An 18823-nucleotide genomic window follows, 5' to 3' on the forward strand; every position below is an offset into this window, starting at 1 on the left:
GCCGACCATTGGCGACGACCGGGGTTCTGGGCCGTTGGTCGCGGCGTCCAGCCGGTTTGCCCAGCGAAGCTAAGCTTCTGAATGGGGAGTGAGTCTTATCTTCAATGAGGTGAGGGATGGTTGAATCACAACGAAAAGTCGCTACACCTGAGTTGTATGAAAAACTGATCGATCGCCTGGGGATGGCCTTGGACGCCGCAAGAACCGCCGGTCGCTTGCGTGATGAACGCCCGGCAGAGCTGGAACTGCGAGGCCTGAGCCCCGCAGAGTTCGAGCTGGTCAAGGCTTACCTTGAACAGGCCGGGCACCAGGCCTCAGCAAATGGGGCCCAGGCAAACAAGCGTCTCGAAGCGCCCCGATCGGCCAAGGTTGTCTGGCTCAAGGATCGGACGCCCGACAAGGATGCTGTAAAGGTCCGGTCCCTGCAGTTCAAGTAAAGGCCGGATTCACGCGTGTCGCTTTTTTTGATTCGAGGTTCTTGGAATCTGTTGTCGCTTTGCGTCAACCCACCTAGGCTTCGGGCATCTATGGAGATGCCCGATGCCGTTTCGCTATTTCATCAAACAGCTTCTATTGCCGCCTGGCATTCTTTTGCTTTTGCTGGCGCTTGCCTGGTGGTGGCGTGATTCCCGGCCGCGCCTGGCCCGCGTGTGTTTTATCCTGGGGCTGGGTGGTTTCTGGCTGATGAGCCTGCCGATAGTGGTGCAGTGGAGCGCGAAGGCATTGGAGCGCGAACCGTCGCTGCTGCGCAGTGAATGGGCGACCCTGGCCCAGCGCGCCGACGCCATTGTGGTGCTGGGCTCGGGGCGCGAGCGCGGTGACCTGGCCTGGGGCACCGACCAGCCCACCGGGGTGGGCCTGGAGCGCCAGCGTTATGCGGCGCGGTTGGCCAAGGCTTCGGGCTTGCCCGTGTTGACAACCGGCGGCTTGCATTACGGCACCCCGCCCAGCGAGGCCAAGCTGATGGCTGACTCGATGCGTGAGGATTTCGGCGTCGACGTGCGCTGGCAGGAGGGCCACAGCCGCACCACGTGGGAGAACGCCCAGATGAGCGCGCAGATCCTGCTGCCCGAAGGGGCGAAGCGCGTGGTGGTGGTGACCCAGGCCTGGCACATGCCACGGGCGGTCTGGAGTTTTGAACGTTCTGGATTTGAAGTGGTGCCTGCGCCTGTCGGTTTCCTGGGTCAGGATAACGCCCGGCCGTTGGGTGGCTGGATGCCGGAATTCAAATCGGTGTGGCAATCGGGGCAGTTGATGAACGAGGCGGTGGGGTTGGTGGGGTATTGGTTGTTTTATCGCTGAATAATTGAAGTGAACGCTATTGTGGCGAGGGAGCAAGCTCCCTCGCCACAGGGATGGGGGAGCGAGTTAAACCGTCTTGGCCATCCGCCCCGCCACCAGCGCCCAACCCAAAAGCAATACACACAAAATGATCAGCGGCCACGAGCGCCATTGAAGGTACGGCGTCAGGTCGTGCATCGGCACCACTTCACCGTAGAGGATGCCGCGTTGGAACTGCGGGATCTGGGCGGTGATCTGGCCGAAGGGGTTGATCAGGCCGGTCACGCCATTGTTGGTGGCGCGAATCATCCAGCGCCCGGCCTCCAGCGCGCGCATCTGGGCCATTTGCAAGTGTTGCAACGGGCCGATCGACGTACCGAACCAAGTGTCGTTGCTGATCGTCAGCAACAGATCGCTTCGCGCTGAAAGGCTGGCAGCGAATTCCGGGTAGACCACTTCGTAGCAAATGAATGGCGCGATCTGGTAACCCTTGGCCTGCAGCAATGGCTGATCAGCCGGGCCGCGGGCGAAATCCGACATTGGCAGGTCGAAAAACGCGATCAGGCCGCGCAGGATATCCTGCAATGGCACGTACTCGCCGAAGGGCACCAGTTTCTGCTTCAGGTAAGTGCCGTCGCCTTCGCCGGTCACGGTGATGCCGTTGAAATAGCGCTTCTCATGACGTACTTCCTGGCGGATCGGTACGCCGGTGATCAGTGCCGATTGCCGCTCGGCGGCGAAACTGCCCATCATGTCCAGGTAGCCCTGGGCGGACTCCTTGAGTACCGGCACGGCCGTTTCCGGCCAGACCAGCAGGTCGACGCGCTTGGACGTGAAGCTCATGTCACGGTACAGCGCCAGTTGCGCGTTGAGCTGCTCGGGGTCCCACTTCATGCTTTGTTCGATGTTGCCCTGGATGGCCGCGACACTCAGCGGCTCGCCCGAGGGGCTGGTCCAGGCATGCCCCTTGAGCGCAAAGCCGGCCGCCCAGGGGCCGATCAGCAAGGCCACACCCGCGACGACGAAGCCTTTGCGCCCGGAACGCAGCAATCGGGGCGCGTTGTACAACAGCGCGGCGGTCAGGGCCAGGGTGAAAGAGATCAGCCACATGCCACCCAGCGGTGCAAGGCCGGCCAGTGGGCCGTCCAGTTGACTGTAGCCGGAGTAAAGCCAGGGGAATCCGGTCAGGAACCAGCCCCGAAAGGCTTCCTGGCCCAGCCAGAGCGCGGCGAAGGCCAGGGCATCGGCCAACGGTGCCTCGTTGCGCCGCAGCCAGCGCGCCCAGAGCCAGGCGGGCAGGGCGAAGAACCAAGCGATCGCGGCAATGAACAGCAGCATCAAAAGCCCGGCCAGCAGCACCGAGGCGCCACCGAAGTTATGGATGCTGACGTAGATCCAACTGGTGCCGGCGCCAAACAGGCCGAAACCGAAACACCAGCCGCGCCCCAGGGCCTGGCGCGGCGAGAGCTCGCGCAGGCCAGCATAGAACAGCCCGACCGCCAGCAATGCCAGCGGCCAGATATCGAACGGCGCCAGGGCCAGGGTGGTGATCGCACCGGCCGCCACGGCCAGCAGGTTACCGGGCCAGCCGGGGCGGTTTATCCAGCGCATGTGTTTCCTTAGCGGCTCTTGCAGGGTTTAACGGGCAATGGGTGACAGGCGCAGCAGATGAATCCGGCGGCTGTCGGCATTCAGGATGCGGAAGCGCCAGGAGCCGATCTCGGTGGTTTCGTTGCGCTTGGGCAGGTGGCCGAAGGCACTCATCACCAGGCCGCCGACGGTGTCGAACTCATCGTCGGAGAATTCGCTGTCGAAGAACTCGTTGAAGTTCTCGATCGGCGTCAGGGCCTTGATCAGGAAGTCGCCGCTGGGCAAGGGCTTGATGTAGCTGTCTTCCTCGACGTCGTGCTCATCCTCGATGTCGCCGACAATCTGTTCAAGCACGTCTTCGATGGTGACCAGCCCGGCCACGCCGCCGTATTCGTCGATGACGATGGCCATGTGGTTGTGGTTGGCGCGGAATTCACGCAGCAGTACGTTCAGGCGCTTGGACTCGGGCACGAACGTGGCCGGGCGCAGCAGGTCCTTGATATTGAAACTGTCGCCGTTCTCCTGGAGGATCAGCGGCAGCAGGTCCTTGGCCAGCAGCACGCCCATGACGTCGTCATGGCTCTCGCCGACGACCGGGTAGCGCGAGTGAGCGGAGTCGACCACGGCGGGCAGGAATTCGCGGGGAGTCTGGGTCGCCTTGATGCTGATCATCTGCGAGCGCGGGACCATGATGTCCCGAACTTGCAGGTCAGCCACCTGGATGGCGCCTTCGACGATGGCCAGCGCTTCGCTGTCCAGCAATTTGTTCTGGTGTGCATCGCGCAGCAGCTCCAACAGCTCCTGGCGGTTTTTCGGCTCATGGGCAAAAGCCTGGGTGAGCTTGCCCAGCCATGACTTCTGCCCGTTGGTCGATCGATCTTCGCTCATAGCGATTACTCTGAATCCTTTGTCGTTACAGGTTGATGTTTCAGTGTTCGTCGCCGGCATACGGGTCGGGATGACCCAGCTCGGCAAGCAACGTTCGTTCCAGCGCTTCCATTTCCTCGGCTTCGTCCTCTTCCATATGGTCGTAACCAAGCAAATGCAAGCAGCCATGGATCACCAGGTGGGCCCAGTGGGCTTCGGGTGACTTGCCTTGTTCGGCGGCCTCGCGCTCGACGACCGGGACGCAGATCACCAGGTCCCCCAGCAACGGGATGTCGAGCATTTCGTCGGGCACGTCGGCGGGAAACGACAGCACGTTGGTGGCGTAGTCTTTCTGCCGCCAGGTGTGGTTCAGCTCGCGGCCTTCGGCTTCGTCCACCAGGCGGATCGTCAGTTCCGAGTCGGCGCTGCGCTGGCGCAGCGCCAGTTCGCACCATTGGCGGAACTGGGCTTCGCTGGGCGCGGGGTGTTCACTGGCCTCTTGCAGGTCGAGTTCAAGCATTGTGGCGATTGCCTTTGCTTTCGGCCGAATCTTCATCGGCGCGGTTCTCGAAACGCTCGTAGGCTTCGACGATGCGCTGCACCAACGGATGGCGTACGACGTCCTTGGGCATGAAGTGCGTGAAGCTGATGCCCGGGACGTCCTTGAGCACCTGGATCACATGGTTCAGCCCGGACTTGGTGCCTCGGGGCAGGTCGACCTGGGTGATGTCCCCGGTGATGACGGCGGTGGAGCCGAAACCGATCCGGGTCAGGAACATCTTCATCTGTTCGACGGTGGTGTTCTGGCTTTCGTCGAGGATGATGAAGCTGTTGTTCAGGGTCCGACCACGCATGTAGGCCAGCGGCGCGACCTCGATGACCTGTCGCTCGATCAGCTTGGCGACGTATTCGAAGCCGAGCATTTCGTACAGCGCGTCATAGAGCGGGCGCAGATACGGGTCGATCTTCTGGGTCAGGTCGCCGGGCAGGAAACCGAGTTTTTCCCCTGCTTCGACGGCGGGACGCACCAGCAGGATGCGGCGCACCTGTTCGCGCTCCAACGCGTCGACCGCACAGGCAACGGCCAGGTAGGTCTTGCCAGTACCAGCCGGGCCGATGCCGAAGTTGATGTCGTTGGCCAGGATTTCCTTCACGTAGCGCTGCTGATTCAAGCCGCGAGGGCGAATCATGCCTTTTTTCGTGCGCAGGGCCACGGCAGGTTCCGACGGGGCGTGATTGTCGAGTTCTTCGACCGCCGACTCTTGCAGGAACAGGTGGACCATGTCCGGAGACAGCTCGCTCGCCTTGGTTTCTCGGTAGAGACGGCGCAGCAGGTTTTCCGCGGAGGTGGTGTGCTTGGGATCGCCGATCAGTTCGAACTGGTTCCCGCGATTGCGGATCTCGATGGCCAGGCGCTGTTCGATCAAGCGAAGATGCTCGTCGAATTGCCCGCACAGATTGGCGAAGCGGCGAGCCTCAAAGGGCTCGAGAATGAAACGATGAGGTTCGATGGGTGCGTTCAAGGTCGTTTTTAGCCGCCCAGGGGCAATTAAGGTGAAATCAAGGATAACGCCAGTAGGCTGGGTGCGAAAGGTCTTAAGCGGCGCAATCTGACAACAGGACCTACACAGCCCATTGTGGGAGCGAGCCTGCTCGCGAAAACGGTCTTGTATTCAGCGCATGTGTTGGCCGATAGACCGCTTTCGCGAGCAGGCTCGCTCCCACAGGGATCTGTACAGTTACTGCACCAGCGAACCCCGCAGCGAGTGCGGTTGCGCGGCGTCGATGTGTACGTCGGCGAACTGGCCGATCAGGGCTGGCGTGTCGCAGCGGAAGTTGACGATACGGTTGTTTTCCGTACGGCCCTGCAATTCGCCCGGGTCTTTTTTCGAGTAGTCGGTGACCAGGATCCGCTGGATCGAACCGACCATCTGTCGGCTGATTTCAAAGCCCTGCTGGTTCAAGCGGTGCTGCAAAGCATTGAGCCGCTCCTTCTTCACTTCCTCGGGCGTCTCATCCGCCAGGTCGGCCGCCGGCGTGCCGGGGCGCTGGCTGTAGACAAAGGAATAGGAGAAGTCGAAGCCCACGTCTTCGATCAGCTTCATGGTCTGCTGGAAATCTTTCTCGGTTTCGCCAGGGAATCCGACGATAAAGTCCGAGCTGATGCAGATCCCCGGCACTGCGGCGCGCAACTTGCGCAGTTTGGATTTGTACTCCAGCGCCGTGTGGTTGCGCTTCATCGCTGCGAGGATTCTGTCCGAACCCGATTGCACCGGCAGGTGCAGGTGCTTGACCAGCTCGGGAACTTCGGCGTGGGCCTGGATCAGGCTGTCGGAAAACTCCAACGGATGGGACGTGGTGTAGCGGATCCGGTCGATACCGTCCACCGCCGCCACGACGCGGATCAACTCGGCGAGGTCCGCCAGGCGACCGTCGTGGGTCAGGCCGCGATAGCCGTTGACGTTCTGCCCCAGCAAGGTCACTTCACGCACGCCGTTTTCCGCCAGGTGGATGATCTCGGCGATCACGTCGTCGAACGGCCGGCTGACCTCTTCGCCGCGGGTATAGGGGACCACGCAGAACGTGCAGTATTTGCTGCAGCCTTCCATCACCGACACATAAGCGCTGGGGCCGTCGATGCGCGGCTCGGGCAGGTGGTCGAACTTCTCGATTTCGGGGAACGAAACGTCGACTTGGGGCAGTTTGGTCACGCGCGCCGCGTCGATCATTTCCGGCAGGCGGTGCAGGGTCTGGGGGCCGAAGACCACGTCCACGTACGGCGCGCGGTCACGAATGGCCGCGCCTTCCTGGCTGGCGACGCAGCCGCCGACCGCGATGACCATTTCCGGGTTGGCCAGCTTCAGTTCACGCCAGCGGCCCAGTTGGGAATACACCCGGTCCTGGGCGCGCTCGCGGATCGAGCAGGTGTTGAGCAGGATCACGTCTGCGTCTTCGGCGCGGGCGGTGACTTCCAGGGCCTGGTGTTCACCCAGCAGATCGACCATGCGCGAGCTGTCGTACTCGTTCATCTGGCAACCGTGGGTTTCGATGTAAAGCTTCTTGGCCATGGACGGATCATCACGTGATTCAAAGAACCGCGCATTATAGGCAACAAGTCCCCCGGTTCCTACCGCTGCGCGAGCAGTGGCTATGCTATAGTTCGCGCCCTCATTTTTACCCGCCGATGTGTTTCGCCAGCCATGACCAAACGTGAAGCTCCAATCTACAAGGTGATTTTCCTCAACCAGGGCCAGGTGTTCGAGATGTACGCCAAGCAGATCTATCAGAGTGATCTGTGGGGCTTTCTGGAAGTGGAAGAGTTCGTCTTTGGCGAGCGTACACAAGTGGTCGTCGACCCAAGCGAAGAAAAGCTCAAGGCGCAATTCGAAGGCGTTGTGCGCAGCTTCGTGCCGATGCATTCGATCGTGCGCATCGATGAGGTCGAGCGCCTTGGCACTCCGAAAATCAGCGAAGCCCGCGGCGCGGTCGGCAATGTGATGCCGTTTCCGATGCCAATGCCTGAGAAGTAGGGTTCAAGACCGGGTTGCTCCCAATCGCGAGCAGGCTCGCTCCCACAGTAAATCGCAGGTGAGCGCAAATCCTGTGTCGCCAGAGAGCCAACTGTGGAGCGAGCTTGCTCGCGATGAGGCCTTCAAGGCCAGAACATTAATCAGGGCAGTGGCGAGAACGGCGTGCGTCCGTCGGCGTTCTGCAATTCCATCAGGTATTTGCGAAAGATCTGCCCCAGCACCTGGGTGGCCACTTCCAGCTCGTCGCGGGGCATCTGCTCGGCGACTTCGTCGGCGGTGTCCAATGCCTCTTCGGCGCCGTTGACCGCCGCCATCTTCAAGACGATATACGCCTGGACATTGTTGGCCGGTACGCCTTCGCCATGGAAGAACATGCCGCCAAGCTTGAACTGCGCCTGGGCGTGGCCTTGTAGCGAGGCTTTTTCGAAATAGTTGAGGGCCAGCTTGAGGTCGCGGGGCGCGGCCTTGCCGTCGTAGTAGAACTCGCCCAATTCATATTGCGCTTGGGCATCGCCCTCGTCGGCCGCTTTTCGACAGGCGTCGAGTGCCGGTGCGAGATCTTGTGGCTGGGTGTTGAGGGTGCAACGGCCCATCGCCGGGATCAACAACGAGTTACCGCCTGCCTGTGCATGAGCGAGCAGGGGCTGAAGGAGCAACAGGCAGCCCAAGGCAAGGGTGCGGCCGGTGCGGTTCATGGGAATCGACTTACCTCTGAGGGGCGCGTGGACCCTTCGGGGGATCCAATAAGCGCGCATTATGAAATAAGCGGGGCCATCCTTACAAAGTCTTTACTCGTTTTTCTGCTGCAAAGGAACCGCAACGACGGTTTGTTGGGCAGATATGTAGGAAAAGGCACGGTGGGTTATGGGCAATAACTGACGCTGGTGTCAGCCAGCGTCAGTTATCCACAGGCTTATTTCAGTGCCGCGAAGGCTCGTTCAGCCGCGTCGAGGGTAATCTTCAGTTCCGCCTCGCCATGGGCGATGGAGGTGAAGCCGGCTTCAAAGGCGCTTGGCGCCAGGTAGACGCCGCCTTCGAGCATCAGGTGGAAGAAGCGCTTGAAGCGGTCGGCGTCGCTGGCCATCACGTCGTCGAAGGTCACGATGTCATCGGCGCCGCTGAAATACAGGCCGAACATGCCGCCGGCCTGGGTGGTCACAAACGGAATGCCAGCCGCGTCGGCGCGCACTTGCAGGCCATCGAGCAGGCGCGTGGTGAATTCGGTCAGTTCGGCGTGGAAGCCCGGGCGGCTGATCAGGCGCAGGGTGGTCAGGCCAGCAGCCATCGCCAACGGGTTGCCCGACAGCGTGCCGGCCTGATAGACCGGGCCCAGCGGCGCGATGCATTCCATGATGGCGCGTTTGCCGCCGAAGCAGCCCACGGGCATGCCGCCACCGATGATCTTGCCGAAGGTGCTCAAATCCGGCGTCACGCCATAGTGGGCCTGGGCGCCACCAAGGGCGACACGGAAGCCGGTCATCACTTCATCGAAAATCAGCACCACGCCGTGCTGGTCGCACAGGCTGCGCAGACCTTCGAGAAAGCCTGGCGCCGGCGGTACGCAGTTCATGTTGCCGGCCACCGGCTCGACGATGATGCATGCCACCTCCTGACCGACTTCGCCGAGCATCTTCTCGACTTCTTCAAGGTCGTTGAACGGCAGGGTCAGGGTGTGCTTGGCAAATGCCGCTGGCACGCCCGCCGAGCTCGGAACGCCTTGGGTCAGGGCGCCGGAACCGGCCTTGACCAGCAGGCTGTCGGAATGGCCGTGGTAGCAGCCTTCGAATTTGATGATGCTGTCGCGGCCGGTGTAGCCACGGGCCAGGCGGATCGCGCTCATGGTCGCTTCGGTGCCGGAGCTGACCATGCGCACCATTTCCATCGACGGCACGATGGAGCAGACCAGGTCCGCCATCTCGGTTTCCATCGCCGTCGGCGCGCCATAGGACAGCCCGTGCTCCAGCTGCTTGCGCACCGCATCCAACACGTCCGGATGGCTATGGCCGAGGATCATCGGCCCCCACGAGCCGACGTAGTCAACGTAGCGCTTGTCGTCTTCATCGGTGACATACGCGCCTTCGGCGTGCTTGAAGAACAGCGGTGTGCCGCCGACGCTCTTGAACGCGCGAACAGGCGAGTTCACGCCGCCGGGGATATGTTTCTGGGCGTTGGCAAACAGGGTTTCGGAACGGGACATGGTAGGGCTCTCGAAAACGGAAATGACTATTTGATGTGCAGCAGGTCGTTGAAGGCGCGGGCGCGGCGCGTCACTTCAGCGGTGCTGTCGGCGCCGAACAGGCCGTGGACCACCGCAAGCAGGTCGACCCCATGGGCCACCAGCGGGGCGGCGTTTTCCACGGTGATGCCGCCGATGGCGCAAACCGGTATATGCAGTTTGATGCGGGCCTGTTCGAGCAGTTCAAGGTTTGCGCTGGGTGCCCCAGGCTTGGTGCTGGAGTTGAAGAAGCGCCCGAACGCGACGTAGCTGGCGCCTTCGTTGACGGCCTGTTCGGCCAACTCCAGGCTGGCGTGGCAGGTTGAGCCGACGATTGCCTTGTGGCCCAGCAACGCCCGCACCGGCGCCAACGGGCCATCGGTCTGGCCCAGGTGCACGCCGACGCCCAGGCGCGCGGCCAATTCGGCGTCATCGTTGATGATCAGTTGGGTCTTGTAGCGCTCGCACAGGTTGCGCAGGGCCTCGGCCTCACGAAGGCGGCGGGCCTCGTCGCTGCTTTTGTCGCGGTACTGCAGCAAGGTCACGCCGCCTTCCAGCGCGGCTTGCACATAGGCAAGGAACTTGCCGGCCAGCAGTTGGCTGTCGGTCACGGCATAAAGGCCACGTAATTTCATTCCACGGCTCCTGTGCTACGAGCAGAAATCCAGCGGTAGGCGACGCGGTACGAACTGGCCTTTGCCCAGTTGTTCGGCATCGCGCAGCGTGCGCCACGTGTAGTCCAGGGCTGTCTTGACCGCGCTGGAGAGTTGTTCGCCCTGGGCCAGTCGGCCGGCGATGGCGCTGGCGAGGGTGCAGCCGGAGCCGTGATAACTGCCGGGCAAGCGCTGGCAGGTGAACGTTTCGCGGTGTCCGTCGCGGCTGTACAGGCGATTGTGGACTTCATGCTCGTCGCCATGGCCGCCGGTGATCAGCAGGTGCTTGACGAAGGGCAGCAGTTTTTCGGCGCATTCATCGGCGCTGCCTTCGGGCAGTTCGGCGAGGATGCGTGCTTCAGGCAGGTTGGGCGTGGCGATGGTGGCCAGGGGCAGCAGGCGCTCGCGCATGGCGTAGCCGACTTCATCCTTGCCCAGCCGTCCGCCACCGCCGGCGCGCAGCACCGGGTCGCAGACCATCGGCAACTGCGGGTGTGTCTGGAGCAGCTCGACCACGGTGACGACCATTTCCAGCGAGCCGAGCATGCCCAGCTTGACCGCCGCGACGGGGGAGTCGTTGAGCACGGCATTGGCTTGCGCCAGCACCCACTCGCGATCCAGCACGCGGAAATCGCTGACGTTGACCGTGTCTTGCACGGTCAACGCAGTAACGGCCGGGGCGGCATGACATCCCTGGGCAAGCAGGGCTTCGATATCTGCCTGCAAGCCGGCGCCACCACTGGGGTCGTGGCCGGAGAGACAGAGGACAACGGGGCGAGAGCTGTAGATATTCATGGTGCGCGAGCTTATCACCAAACCTCTTTTATCGGTGATTGGGCTCAGAGGGTTTTGTTGGCGACCACTTTTGTGCTTCACCAATTGGCAACCTGACCAAAGCAACAGCTCTATCTCAATGGTTGGCGCTGAGACGCCCGTGCTAGAGCCTTTTGTCGGAAAAATTTCCGTGGTGCAAATTGGCCATCAACGGCTATGCTAGAGATGGATCCAACCAATAACAGGTAATGCCGGTTTTACGTCTACTCAGGGAATGGGGGGCTTCCTGACTCAACCGGACAGGCCACGCTGGGGCTTAAATGCGCTATTTGCTGATGTTGCTGCTGTGCTTGTCCCCCTTGGCAAGTGCGCTCGAATTCGATGAATCAACCCAAAGCCTGCCTTTGGGCCACGCTTTGCAAGTGTTGGAAGACCCCAGTGGCACGGCCTCCATCGATGAGATTCTGGCCCAGGCCGCGGCCGGTCGTTTCAAGCCCCATGACAAAGCCACGCTGAACGCCGGTTACTCACGTTCGGCGTTCTGGTTGAAAGTGGACCTGCATTATCGTCCTGCCAATCCCGACGCCCAGCGGACCTGGTTGCTTGAGCTGGCGTATCCGCCGCTGGATCATCTGGACCTGTACTTGGCCGACGGCAGCGGAGCCTATCGCCTGGTCCGCCAGACGGGCGATGCTCTGCCTTTTGCCAGTCGCGAGGTCCGCCAGAACAATTACCTGTTCAGCCTGGACTTCCAGCCGGATCAACGCCAGGTCGTGTACTTGCGTCTGCAAAGCCAGGGTTCGATCCAGGCGCCGTTGACGCTGTGGTCGAGCACGGCGTACCTGGAGCAGCAGCCGGTGCGCCTGTATGTGTTGGGGATCATCTATGGCGTGCTGCTGGGGATGCTGGTCTACAACCTGTTCATTTACCTGAGCGTGCGCGACACCAGTTATTTGTACTACATCTTCTATATCGCCTCGTTCGGCCTGTATCAGTTGTCGGTCAATGGCGCGGCGGTGGAATATTTCTGGCCGGACAATCCCTGGTGGGCCAATGCCGCAACGCCGTTCTTCATCGGCTGCGCGGGGCTGTTCGGCAGTCAATTCGCCCGCAGCTTCCTGCAGACCTCACAACACAGTCGCTGGCTCGATCGACTGCTGCTGGCGCTGATCGCCTACAGTGCCGTGGTGGTAGGGCTGTCGCTGATGACCAGCTACGCCTTGGCCCTGCGCCTGGCGACGGCGTTGGCCCTGGTATTTACCGTGGTGATTTTCGCCGCCGGGCTGTTCGCCTGGTGGCGTGGCCTGCGGGTGGCGCGTTATTTCATTATCGCCTGGTCGGCGTTCCTGCTGGGGGGCATCGTCAACACGATGATGGTGCTCGGTTACCTGCCGAACATCTTCCTGACCATGTATGCCAGCCAGATCGGCTCTGCCATCGAGGTGGCATTGTTGTCCCTGGCCCTGGCGGACCGCATCAACGCCATGCGCGAGCAGCAGGCCCAGACGCTGTTCGACGCCGGACAGAAACTGGAAGTGCTCAACCAGCAATTGGCCCACGGCAACAAACTCAAGGATGAATTCCTCGCCACCCTCACCCATGAATTGCGCACCCCGATGAACGGTGTGATCGGCTCCCTGGAGCTGATGGAAACCGTCGAGATGGACGAGGAGCTGACCCAGTATCAACAGACCGCCGCCGGTTCGGCGCGGGACATGATGCGCATGGTCAACGGCATCCTCACCCTTACCGAGTTGCAGGCCGGCAAGCTCAAGGTCTACCCGACGCCGTTCAGCCTGCGTGGTGTGATTGATGCCCTGCAGGTGCAGTTCGGTGCCAACGCGGCGGCAAAGGGCTTGGACTTCAAGGTCGACATAAGCCCCAGCCTGGCGGATCGGTTGGTGGGCGACAGCGCTAAATTGGCCCAGTGCCTGGAATGCCTGCTGGACAACGCTATCAAGTTCACCCGCTCGGGTGGCATCGCCCTGCGGGTCAGTGGACGACCGTCGGAGCTCGATCGCCTGGTGCTGTCATTCGCGGTGATCGACACCGGCATCGGTTTCACCGATCTTGGCGAGGCGACGTTGTACCAGCGTTTCTTCCAGCTCGATGGCTCGATGACGCGCGAGTACGGGGGGCTCGGCGTAGGCTTGGCGATCTGCCGCCAACTGGTCGAATTGCTCGACGGGCGCTTGACTCATATTTCCGAGCCGGGGCGCGGCAGCCGTTTCCAGCTGGACGTGGAATTCGAAATCGCCTTGCCAGTGGAGGTCCCGACGCCTTTTTCGTTCGGTGAGCGCCGGGATTCCCGCCAGCCCCAGGACTGCACGGTACTCCTGGCGGACGACAACCCCGTCGATCAGTTGGTCATGCGAGGCATGTTGCTCAAGCTGGGCTATCGGGTGCGCACCGCCGACAACGGTCGGGCGGCCCTGGACCTGCTACAGGGCGAGAGTGTTGACGCGGTGCTCCTCGATTGCCATTCGGCGCCATTGGACGGGGTGTCGCTCTGCTGCCAGATCCGAGCGCTGTCCGGTTGTGAGGACCTGCCCGTGCTGGTAGTCAGTCCGAACCTCGAACAGGAGCGATGCCCGTCTGGAGCGTTGATCGACTATTTGAGCAAACCGGTGAAGTTCGAGGTGCTCCAGGCGATTCTGCAGCGACGGGTGCTTTGTCCGAAACAGGGTGAAAGCGCCGATATTTAGGCGGATATGCCACTTTGATCGACCTGGAGGCGGTGCTTAACTGATCCTCTGCTGGCCGACCGAGGAGCCCCGTCATGAACTTGCATCAGTTCGCCGAAACCCACGACGTCACCAATCAGCCGCCGTCCTTGGACGGCGCCAACCTGTACCGCATCGATCTGCCGTTGCAACAGTGGTCCCAGCGTTTCGGTGCCGGTTGGGCGCAGGCGCGGATCGATGCCTACGGTGCGTTGGCCGGCGGGCCGTTGATGGAAGCGGGGTTCCTGGCCAACCAGAACACGCCGGTGTTTTCCAGTCATGACCGGTATGGCCATCGCATCGACCTGGTGGAGTTTCATCCCGCGTATCACGAGTTGATGCGCACCGCCGTCGAGCACGGCTTGCCCAGCCTGCCGTGGGCTCATCCGCAACCCGGCGCCCATGTCGCCCGTGCGTCGATGACCTACCTGCACAGCCAGGCCGAAGCCGGCACCGGTTGCCCGTTGACCATGACTTTCGCCAGCGTGCCGGCCCTGCGCCTGCAACCGGACCTGGCCGAGCGCTGGGTGCCGAAGGTGCTCGCCACCGAGTACGACCCGCGCAACGTCGGCATCGCCCACAAGGCCGGGGTCACGATTGGCATGGCGATGACCGAAAAACAAGGCGGCACCGACGTGCGGGCCAACACCACCAAGGCCTATCCGGTAGGCGCCAGCGGGCCTGGCCAGGCCTACGAACTAGTGGGGCACAAATGGTTCTGTTCGGCGCCGATGTGCGACGCTTTCCTCACCCTGGCCCAGACCGACAAGGGCCTCACCTGTTTCCTGCTGCCGCGCCATCGCCCGGATGACACGCGCAACCAGTTCTATATCCAGCGACTGAAAAACAAGCTGGGCAACTGTTCCAATGCATCCAGCGAAGTGGAGTTTCGCGGTGCGCTGGCCTGGATGGTCGGGGAGGAGGGCCGAGGCGTGCCGACGATCATCGAGATGGTTGCCATGACTCGCTTCGATTGCATGGTCGGCTCCAGCGCGCTGATGCGCCAGGCGCTGACCCAGGCCAGTCATCACTGCGCGCACCGCAAGGTCGGCGGCAGAGTATTGAGCGAACAGCCATTGATGCAAAACGTGCTGGCCGACCTGGCGCTGGAAAGCGAAGCCGCGCTGGCCCTGAGCCTGCGCATGGGGCGGGCGCTGGACCACTTGAACGACGACCACGAGGCCAAGTTCGCCCGACTGGTGACGGCGGTGGGCAAATACTGGATCTGCAAGCGCGCCCCCGCGATGATCAACGAAGCCGCCGAGTGCATGGGCGGCGCCGGCTACGTCGAAGACAGCATCCTGCCTCGCCTGTATCGTGAGGCGCCGGTCAATTCGACCTGGGAAGGCTCCGGCAATGTGCAATGCCTCGATGTGTTGCGGGCCCTGTCCAAGGAACCGGGCGTACTGGAAGTGCTGTTCAACGAACTGGGCGATGGCCATGGCGATAAACGCCTGGCCCGCCACATCGACCAATTGCACGCGGCATTCAAGGACACCGACGACATCCAATACCGCGCCCGGCAATTGACCGAAGACATCGCTGTTGGGCTGCAGGCGCGATTGCTGCTTGAAGCGGGCAACAGCGACGTCAGCGATGGGTTCATTGCCAGTCGCCTTGGGGCCGGCGCCAGGGTCTACGGCGCATTGCCCCGAGGCTTGAACGTGGAGGCCATCGTCGCTCGCTCGACCCCACGGGGTTTCTAAAAAGGGCTCAGTTCGGCACATGACCCTGTGGGAGCGAGCCTGCTCGCGATAGCGTCGGCACAACCAACCTTCCCAGTGCCTGACACACCGCTATCGCGAGCAGGCTCGCTCTCGCAATACCCATACGCCACTGTTCCCGTCGGACCACGATGCAGGCAAGATGAAGGCCTGCAAGTCAGAACACAGGAAGCTGATCGTGACCGAAGCGTTTATTGTCGTTCAAACCGCCGAGCAAGCCGTGGATCGGCTGGCGGCCCTGCACGAGCGTGCGACCACTGCGCTGAACCAGGCGCTCAAGCGGTATCTCAAGGACCGCATAGAGCCGGATGCCGAGCAACGGGCCTTGTTTCGCTATCCGGCCCTGCGCCTGACCTACCATTGCCACGGCGAGGTCCCGCAAACCACCCGCGCCTACGCCAAGGTCCAGTTGCCCGGCACCTACAGCGTCACCGTCACCCACCCGGCCGCGTTCCGTAAGTACCTGCTGGAACAACTCGTTCCGTTGATGCACGACTTCACTGTCACCGTCGAAGTGGGCGTCAGCGAGCAGAACATTCCGTACCCGTACGTGGTGGAGCAGGGCGATGAGCTGGCCGGCTCCGGTGTGACCGCCGCCGTGCTGGCGCGGGTTTTCCCCAGTACCGACCTGTCGGCCGCCACCGATGGCATCGCCGACGGCCTCTACGATTGGGAAAACACCGACCCGCTGCCCCTGGCGCTGTTCGACGCCGCGCGGGTGGATTTTTCCCTGCGTCGGCTGGTGCATTACACCGGCAGTGACTGGCGCCATGTGCAGCCGTGGATTCTGCTGACCAACTACCACCGTTATGTCGACCAATTCATCGTCCATGGCCTGGAGCAATTGCGCAGCGACCCGCGCTTCGTGCGCATGGTGCTGCCGGGCAACGTGATCATCGACAAGAACATGGACCACGGCGAAGCCTCGGCCATCGCCGCGGGTGTGGTCTGGCACCGCTACCAGATGCCGGCCTATCATTTGCAGGCCAGCGACGGCCATGGCGTAACCCTGGTGAACATTGGCGTCGGGCCGTCCAACGCCAAGAACATCACCGACCACCTGGCCGTGCTGCGTCCGCATTGCTGGCTGATGATCGGCCACTGCGGCGGCCTGCGACAATCCCAGACTATCGGCGACTACGTGCTGGCCCACGCCTATATGCGCCGCGATGGCATCCTCGACCGCGTCGTGCCGCCGAACATCCCGATCCCGGCCCTGGCCGAAGTGCAACTGGCGCTTCAGCAGGCGGCGGCGAACATCACCGGCGAGAAAGGCGACGAGCTGAAAAAGCGCCTGCGCACCGGCACCGTGCTGACTTACGACGATCGCAACTGGGAGCTGCGCTGGGCCCAGGAGAGACCGTTGATCAACCTCTCCCGCGCCGTCGCGGTGGACATGGAAAGCGGCACCATCGCTGCCCAGGGTTATCGCCTGCGGGTGCCTTATGGCACGTTGCTTTGCGTTTCGGACAAACCGCTGCACAGCGAGATCAAGCTGCCGGGCTCGGCCAACGCGTTTTATGAGCGAGCGGTCAACCAGCATTTGAAGATCGGCATCGCGGCGCTGGACCTGCTGCGCAACGAACTCAACTCGTTGCACTCGCGCAAACTGCGCAGTTTCGATGAGCCGCCGTTCCGCTGATCAGGTGGTGGTCATTTAACGGTCGGGCCACTAGCATGGTCGGCCCAGACCGTTAGATGTTTCACTGCCATGCCCCGACCGCCCCGTCCCGTTTCCCGCCGCCCTGGCGCAAAGCCCCCAGCCTCCGCCCCGCGCCGCGTGGCCAAGGCGCCGCCGTCCGAGCCGAAGCTGATCCTGTTCAACAAACCCTTTGACGTGCTGACGCAGTTCAGCGACGGCGAAGGGCGCGCCACGCTCAAGGATTTTATCGACGTGCCCGGCATCTACCCGGCCGGTCGGCTGGACCGTGACAGCGAAGGGCTGTTGTTACTCACCAACGACGGGCAATTGCAGGCGCGAATCGCCGACCCCAAGCACAAACTGGCCAAGACGTATTGGGTACAAGTCGAGGGGGAGCCGAGCGACGAACAGCTGCAGCGCTTGCGCGATGGCGTGGAATTGAACGACGGCGTGACGCTGCCGGCCGAGGCCCGCCAACTGGACGAACCGCAGTTGTGGCCGCGCAACCCGCCGGTGCGTTTTCGTAAAAGCGTGCCGACGAGCTGGCTGGAACTGGTGATCCGCGAAGGGCGCAACCGCCAGGTACGCCGCATGACTGCCGCCGTGGGATTGCCGACTCTGCGGCTGGTGCGGGTCAGGATCGGCGATTGGACGATCGAAGGGCTCGACCAGGGCCAGTGGAAGGAAGTGCCGGCGCGCTTATAACGCGCCGGATTCGATCAGGCCGATCACCACGCTCTTGATGATGAACGCCGCGACGCCCAGGCCCAGCACAAAGAACAGGATGAACGAACCAAAGCGCCCGGCCTTGGACTTCTTCGCCAGGTCCCAGACGATGAAACCCATGAAAATGATCAGGATGCTGACCAGGCCGGTCATCATCCACTCTTCGAAAACAGCAGGATCCATCGGGGCACTCCGGCATTGGCGGGGTTGTAAAGGCGCGGCGAGTATACGGCATGGGGGCGGGGCGCAGGATTGGGCTGCGGCGGTGTGTCGCAGCTATTCATCGCAAGCTGGAGCTTTTTGTGGCGAGAGCTTGCTCCCGCTAGGTTGCGCAGCGACCCCAAAAAGATCTGACCGGTTCCTGATTGCCAGTGGGCCGGTTTGCGACTGCTGCGCAGTCGAGCGCGAGCAAGCTCCCTCGCCACAAAAGCGGTCAGCTGCGCAGATGTGTCAACGGCAGTTCGGTGCTGTTGAGCACCTGGTTCAACACGAAACTCGACCGCACGCTGGTGACCCCTTCGATTCGGGTCAGATGCCCCAACAGCAATTTCTGATAGTGGTCCATGTCCGGCACCACCACCTTGAGCTGGTAGTCTGCATCGATGCCGGTGACCAGGCTGCATTCCTGTACTTGCGGCAGGTTGCGGATCGCGGCTTCGAAGGTCTCGAAGCGATCGGGGGTGTGGCGATCCATGCCGATCAGCACGTAGGCGGTGAGGCTCAGGCCCAGCATCTTGCGATCGAGCAGGGCAACCTGGCGGGTGATATAGCCGTCGTCTTCCAACTGCTTGACCCGCCGCGAGCACGGTGAGGGCGAGAGGCCGATGCGTTCGGCCAGTTCCTGGTTGGAGATACGTGCGTCGCGCTGCAATTCCGCCAGAATACTCAGGTCGTAACGGTCAAGTTTGCTCATCGAGCGGGCCTTTATCCGGTTAATTGCGTTGGATTATCCATCCTGAGGTAAAAATTGCGCAAGTGGAGTTTATTCGAGCAATCTTCGCAATCGCCTGCCGATGCCTCGGGCCTATGCTTATCACCAAGATCACTGCTCGGACAAACAGTCCAGTGCAGCCCGCCCAATCCGGCCGGCTGCGGTCG

At 62.1% G+C, this 18823-nt stretch carries 18 protein-coding genes; 7 read left to right on the top strand and 11 right to left on the bottom strand.

What is annotated here, in order from left to right; all coding sequences use genetic code 11:
- Positions 1-116: 116 nt before the first annotated feature.
- Positions 117-437 (top strand): hypothetical protein, encoded by a 321-nt coding sequence (locus tag M1D68_RS03450; protein ID WP_420767324.1) that lies wholly within the window; start codon positions 117-119, stop codon positions 435-437.
- Positions 438-540: 103 nt separating this feature from the next.
- Entirely contained in the window at positions 541-1302 is a 762-nt protein-coding gene (locus M1D68_RS03455) for a YdcF family protein (protein ID WP_457969285.1), read from the top strand.
- A 66-nt stretch (positions 1303-1368) separates the two neighbouring features.
- Here M1D68_RS03455 and lnt read toward each other — a convergent pair whose 3' ends face one another.
- From lnt to miaB, 5 genes are all read right to left on the bottom strand, one after another.
- Positions 1369-2892 (bottom strand): apolipoprotein N-acyltransferase, encoded by a 1524-nt coding sequence (gene lnt, locus M1D68_RS03460; protein ID WP_457969287.1) that lies wholly within the window; start codon positions 2890-2892, stop codon positions 1369-1371.
- Between the two features lie 27 nt (positions 2893-2919).
- Positions 2920-3759, bottom strand: coding sequence for an HlyC/CorC family transporter (locus M1D68_RS03465; RefSeq protein WP_420767321.1), 840 nt, complete (start codon positions 3757-3759; stop codon positions 2920-2922).
- Positions 3760-3799: 40 nt separating this feature from the next.
- Positions 3800-4258: an rRNA maturation RNase YbeY gene (gene ybeY / locus M1D68_RS03470; RefSeq protein ID WP_434562148.1), complete on the bottom strand. Its 459-nt coding sequence runs from the start codon at positions 4256-4258 to the stop codon at positions 3800-3802.
- On the bottom strand, positions 4251-5261 hold the full coding sequence (locus M1D68_RS03475; protein WP_434609410.1) for a PhoH family protein: 1011 nt from the start codon (positions 5259-5261) through the stop codon (positions 4251-4253). Before M1D68_RS03475 ends, ybeY begins: the two co-directional genes overlap by 8 nt.
- A gap of 216 nt (positions 5262-5477) precedes the next feature.
- A complete protein-coding gene (gene miaB, locus M1D68_RS03480) occupies positions 5478-6806 on the bottom strand; it encodes a tRNA (N6-isopentenyl adenosine(37)-C2)-methylthiotransferase MiaB (protein ID WP_420767318.1) in 1329 nt (442 codons plus the stop codon).
- Between the two features lie 132 nt (positions 6807-6938).
- On the opposite strand from miaB, the gene M1D68_RS03485 reads away from it, so the two are divergent.
- Positions 6939-7268 carry a DUF1820 family protein gene (locus tag M1D68_RS03485; protein WP_003185742.1) on the top strand — a complete coding sequence of 110 codons (330 nt, stop codon included), beginning with the start codon at positions 6939-6941 and terminating at the stop codon, positions 7266-7268.
- Between the two features lie 140 nt (positions 7269-7408).
- Here M1D68_RS03485 and M1D68_RS03490 read toward each other — a convergent pair whose 3' ends face one another.
- The 4 genes from M1D68_RS03490 to M1D68_RS03505 all read right to left on the bottom strand — a co-directional run bounded on the left by M1D68_RS03490 (position 7409) and on the right by M1D68_RS03505 (position 10931).
- On the bottom strand, positions 7409-7963 hold the full coding sequence (locus M1D68_RS03490) for a tetratricopeptide repeat protein (protein WP_420767317.1): 555 nt from the start codon (positions 7961-7963) through the stop codon (positions 7409-7411).
- A 218-nt stretch (positions 7964-8181) separates the two neighbouring features.
- On the bottom strand, positions 8182-9465 hold the full coding sequence (hemL, locus tag M1D68_RS03495) for a glutamate-1-semialdehyde 2,1-aminomutase (protein ID WP_420767316.1): 1284 nt from the start codon (positions 9463-9465) through the stop codon (positions 8182-8184).
- Between the two features lie 26 nt (positions 9466-9491).
- Positions 9492-10118, bottom strand: coding sequence for a thiamine phosphate synthase (thiE, locus tag M1D68_RS03500; RefSeq protein WP_457969290.1), 627 nt, complete (start codon positions 10116-10118; stop codon positions 9492-9494).
- A 15-nt stretch (positions 10119-10133) separates the two neighbouring features.
- Positions 10134-10931: a hydroxymethylpyrimidine/phosphomethylpyrimidine kinase gene (locus M1D68_RS03505; RefSeq protein WP_457969292.1), complete on the bottom strand. Its 798-nt coding sequence runs from the start codon at positions 10929-10931 to the stop codon at positions 10134-10136.
- Positions 10932-11230: 299 nt separating this feature from the next.
- Here M1D68_RS03505 and M1D68_RS03510 point away from each other — a divergent pair, with 299 nt between their 5' ends.
- From M1D68_RS03510 to M1D68_RS03525, 4 genes are all read left to right on the top strand, one after another.
- Positions 11231-13615, top strand: coding sequence for a 7TM diverse intracellular signaling domain-containing protein (locus M1D68_RS03510; RefSeq protein ID WP_457969294.1), 2385 nt, complete (start codon positions 11231-11233; stop codon positions 13613-13615).
- 74 nt (positions 13616-13689) lie between these two features.
- On the top strand, positions 13690-15339 hold the full coding sequence (locus M1D68_RS03515; RefSeq protein ID WP_434701239.1) for an acyl-CoA dehydrogenase family protein: 1650 nt from the start codon (positions 13690-13692) through the stop codon (positions 15337-15339).
- Positions 15340-15499: 160 nt separating this feature from the next.
- Positions 15500-16999 carry an AMP nucleosidase gene (gene amn, locus M1D68_RS03520; RefSeq protein ID WP_305501175.1) on the top strand — a complete coding sequence of 500 codons (1500 nt, stop codon included), beginning with the start codon at positions 15500-15502 and terminating at the stop codon, positions 16997-16999.
- A gap of 138 nt (positions 17000-17137) precedes the next feature.
- A complete protein-coding gene (locus M1D68_RS03525; protein ID WP_457970677.1) occupies positions 17138-17704 on the top strand; it encodes a pseudouridine synthase in 567 nt (188 codons plus the stop codon).
- On the opposite strand, the gene M1D68_RS03530 is transcribed toward M1D68_RS03525, so the two are convergent.
- Entirely contained in the window at positions 17699-17908 is a 210-nt protein-coding gene (locus M1D68_RS03530; protein WP_003228500.1) for a DUF2788 domain-containing protein, read from the bottom strand. The genes M1D68_RS03525 and M1D68_RS03530 overlap by 6 nt on opposite strands.
- 250 nt (positions 17909-18158) lie before the next feature.
- Positions 18159-18638 carry an Lrp/AsnC family transcriptional regulator gene (locus M1D68_RS03535; protein ID WP_039594083.1) on the bottom strand — a complete coding sequence of 160 codons (480 nt, stop codon included), beginning with the start codon at positions 18636-18638 and terminating at the stop codon, positions 18159-18161.
- Positions 18639-18823: the final 185 nt, after the last annotated feature.

It is taken from the genome of Pseudomonas sp. R4-84 (assembly GCF_054130985.1).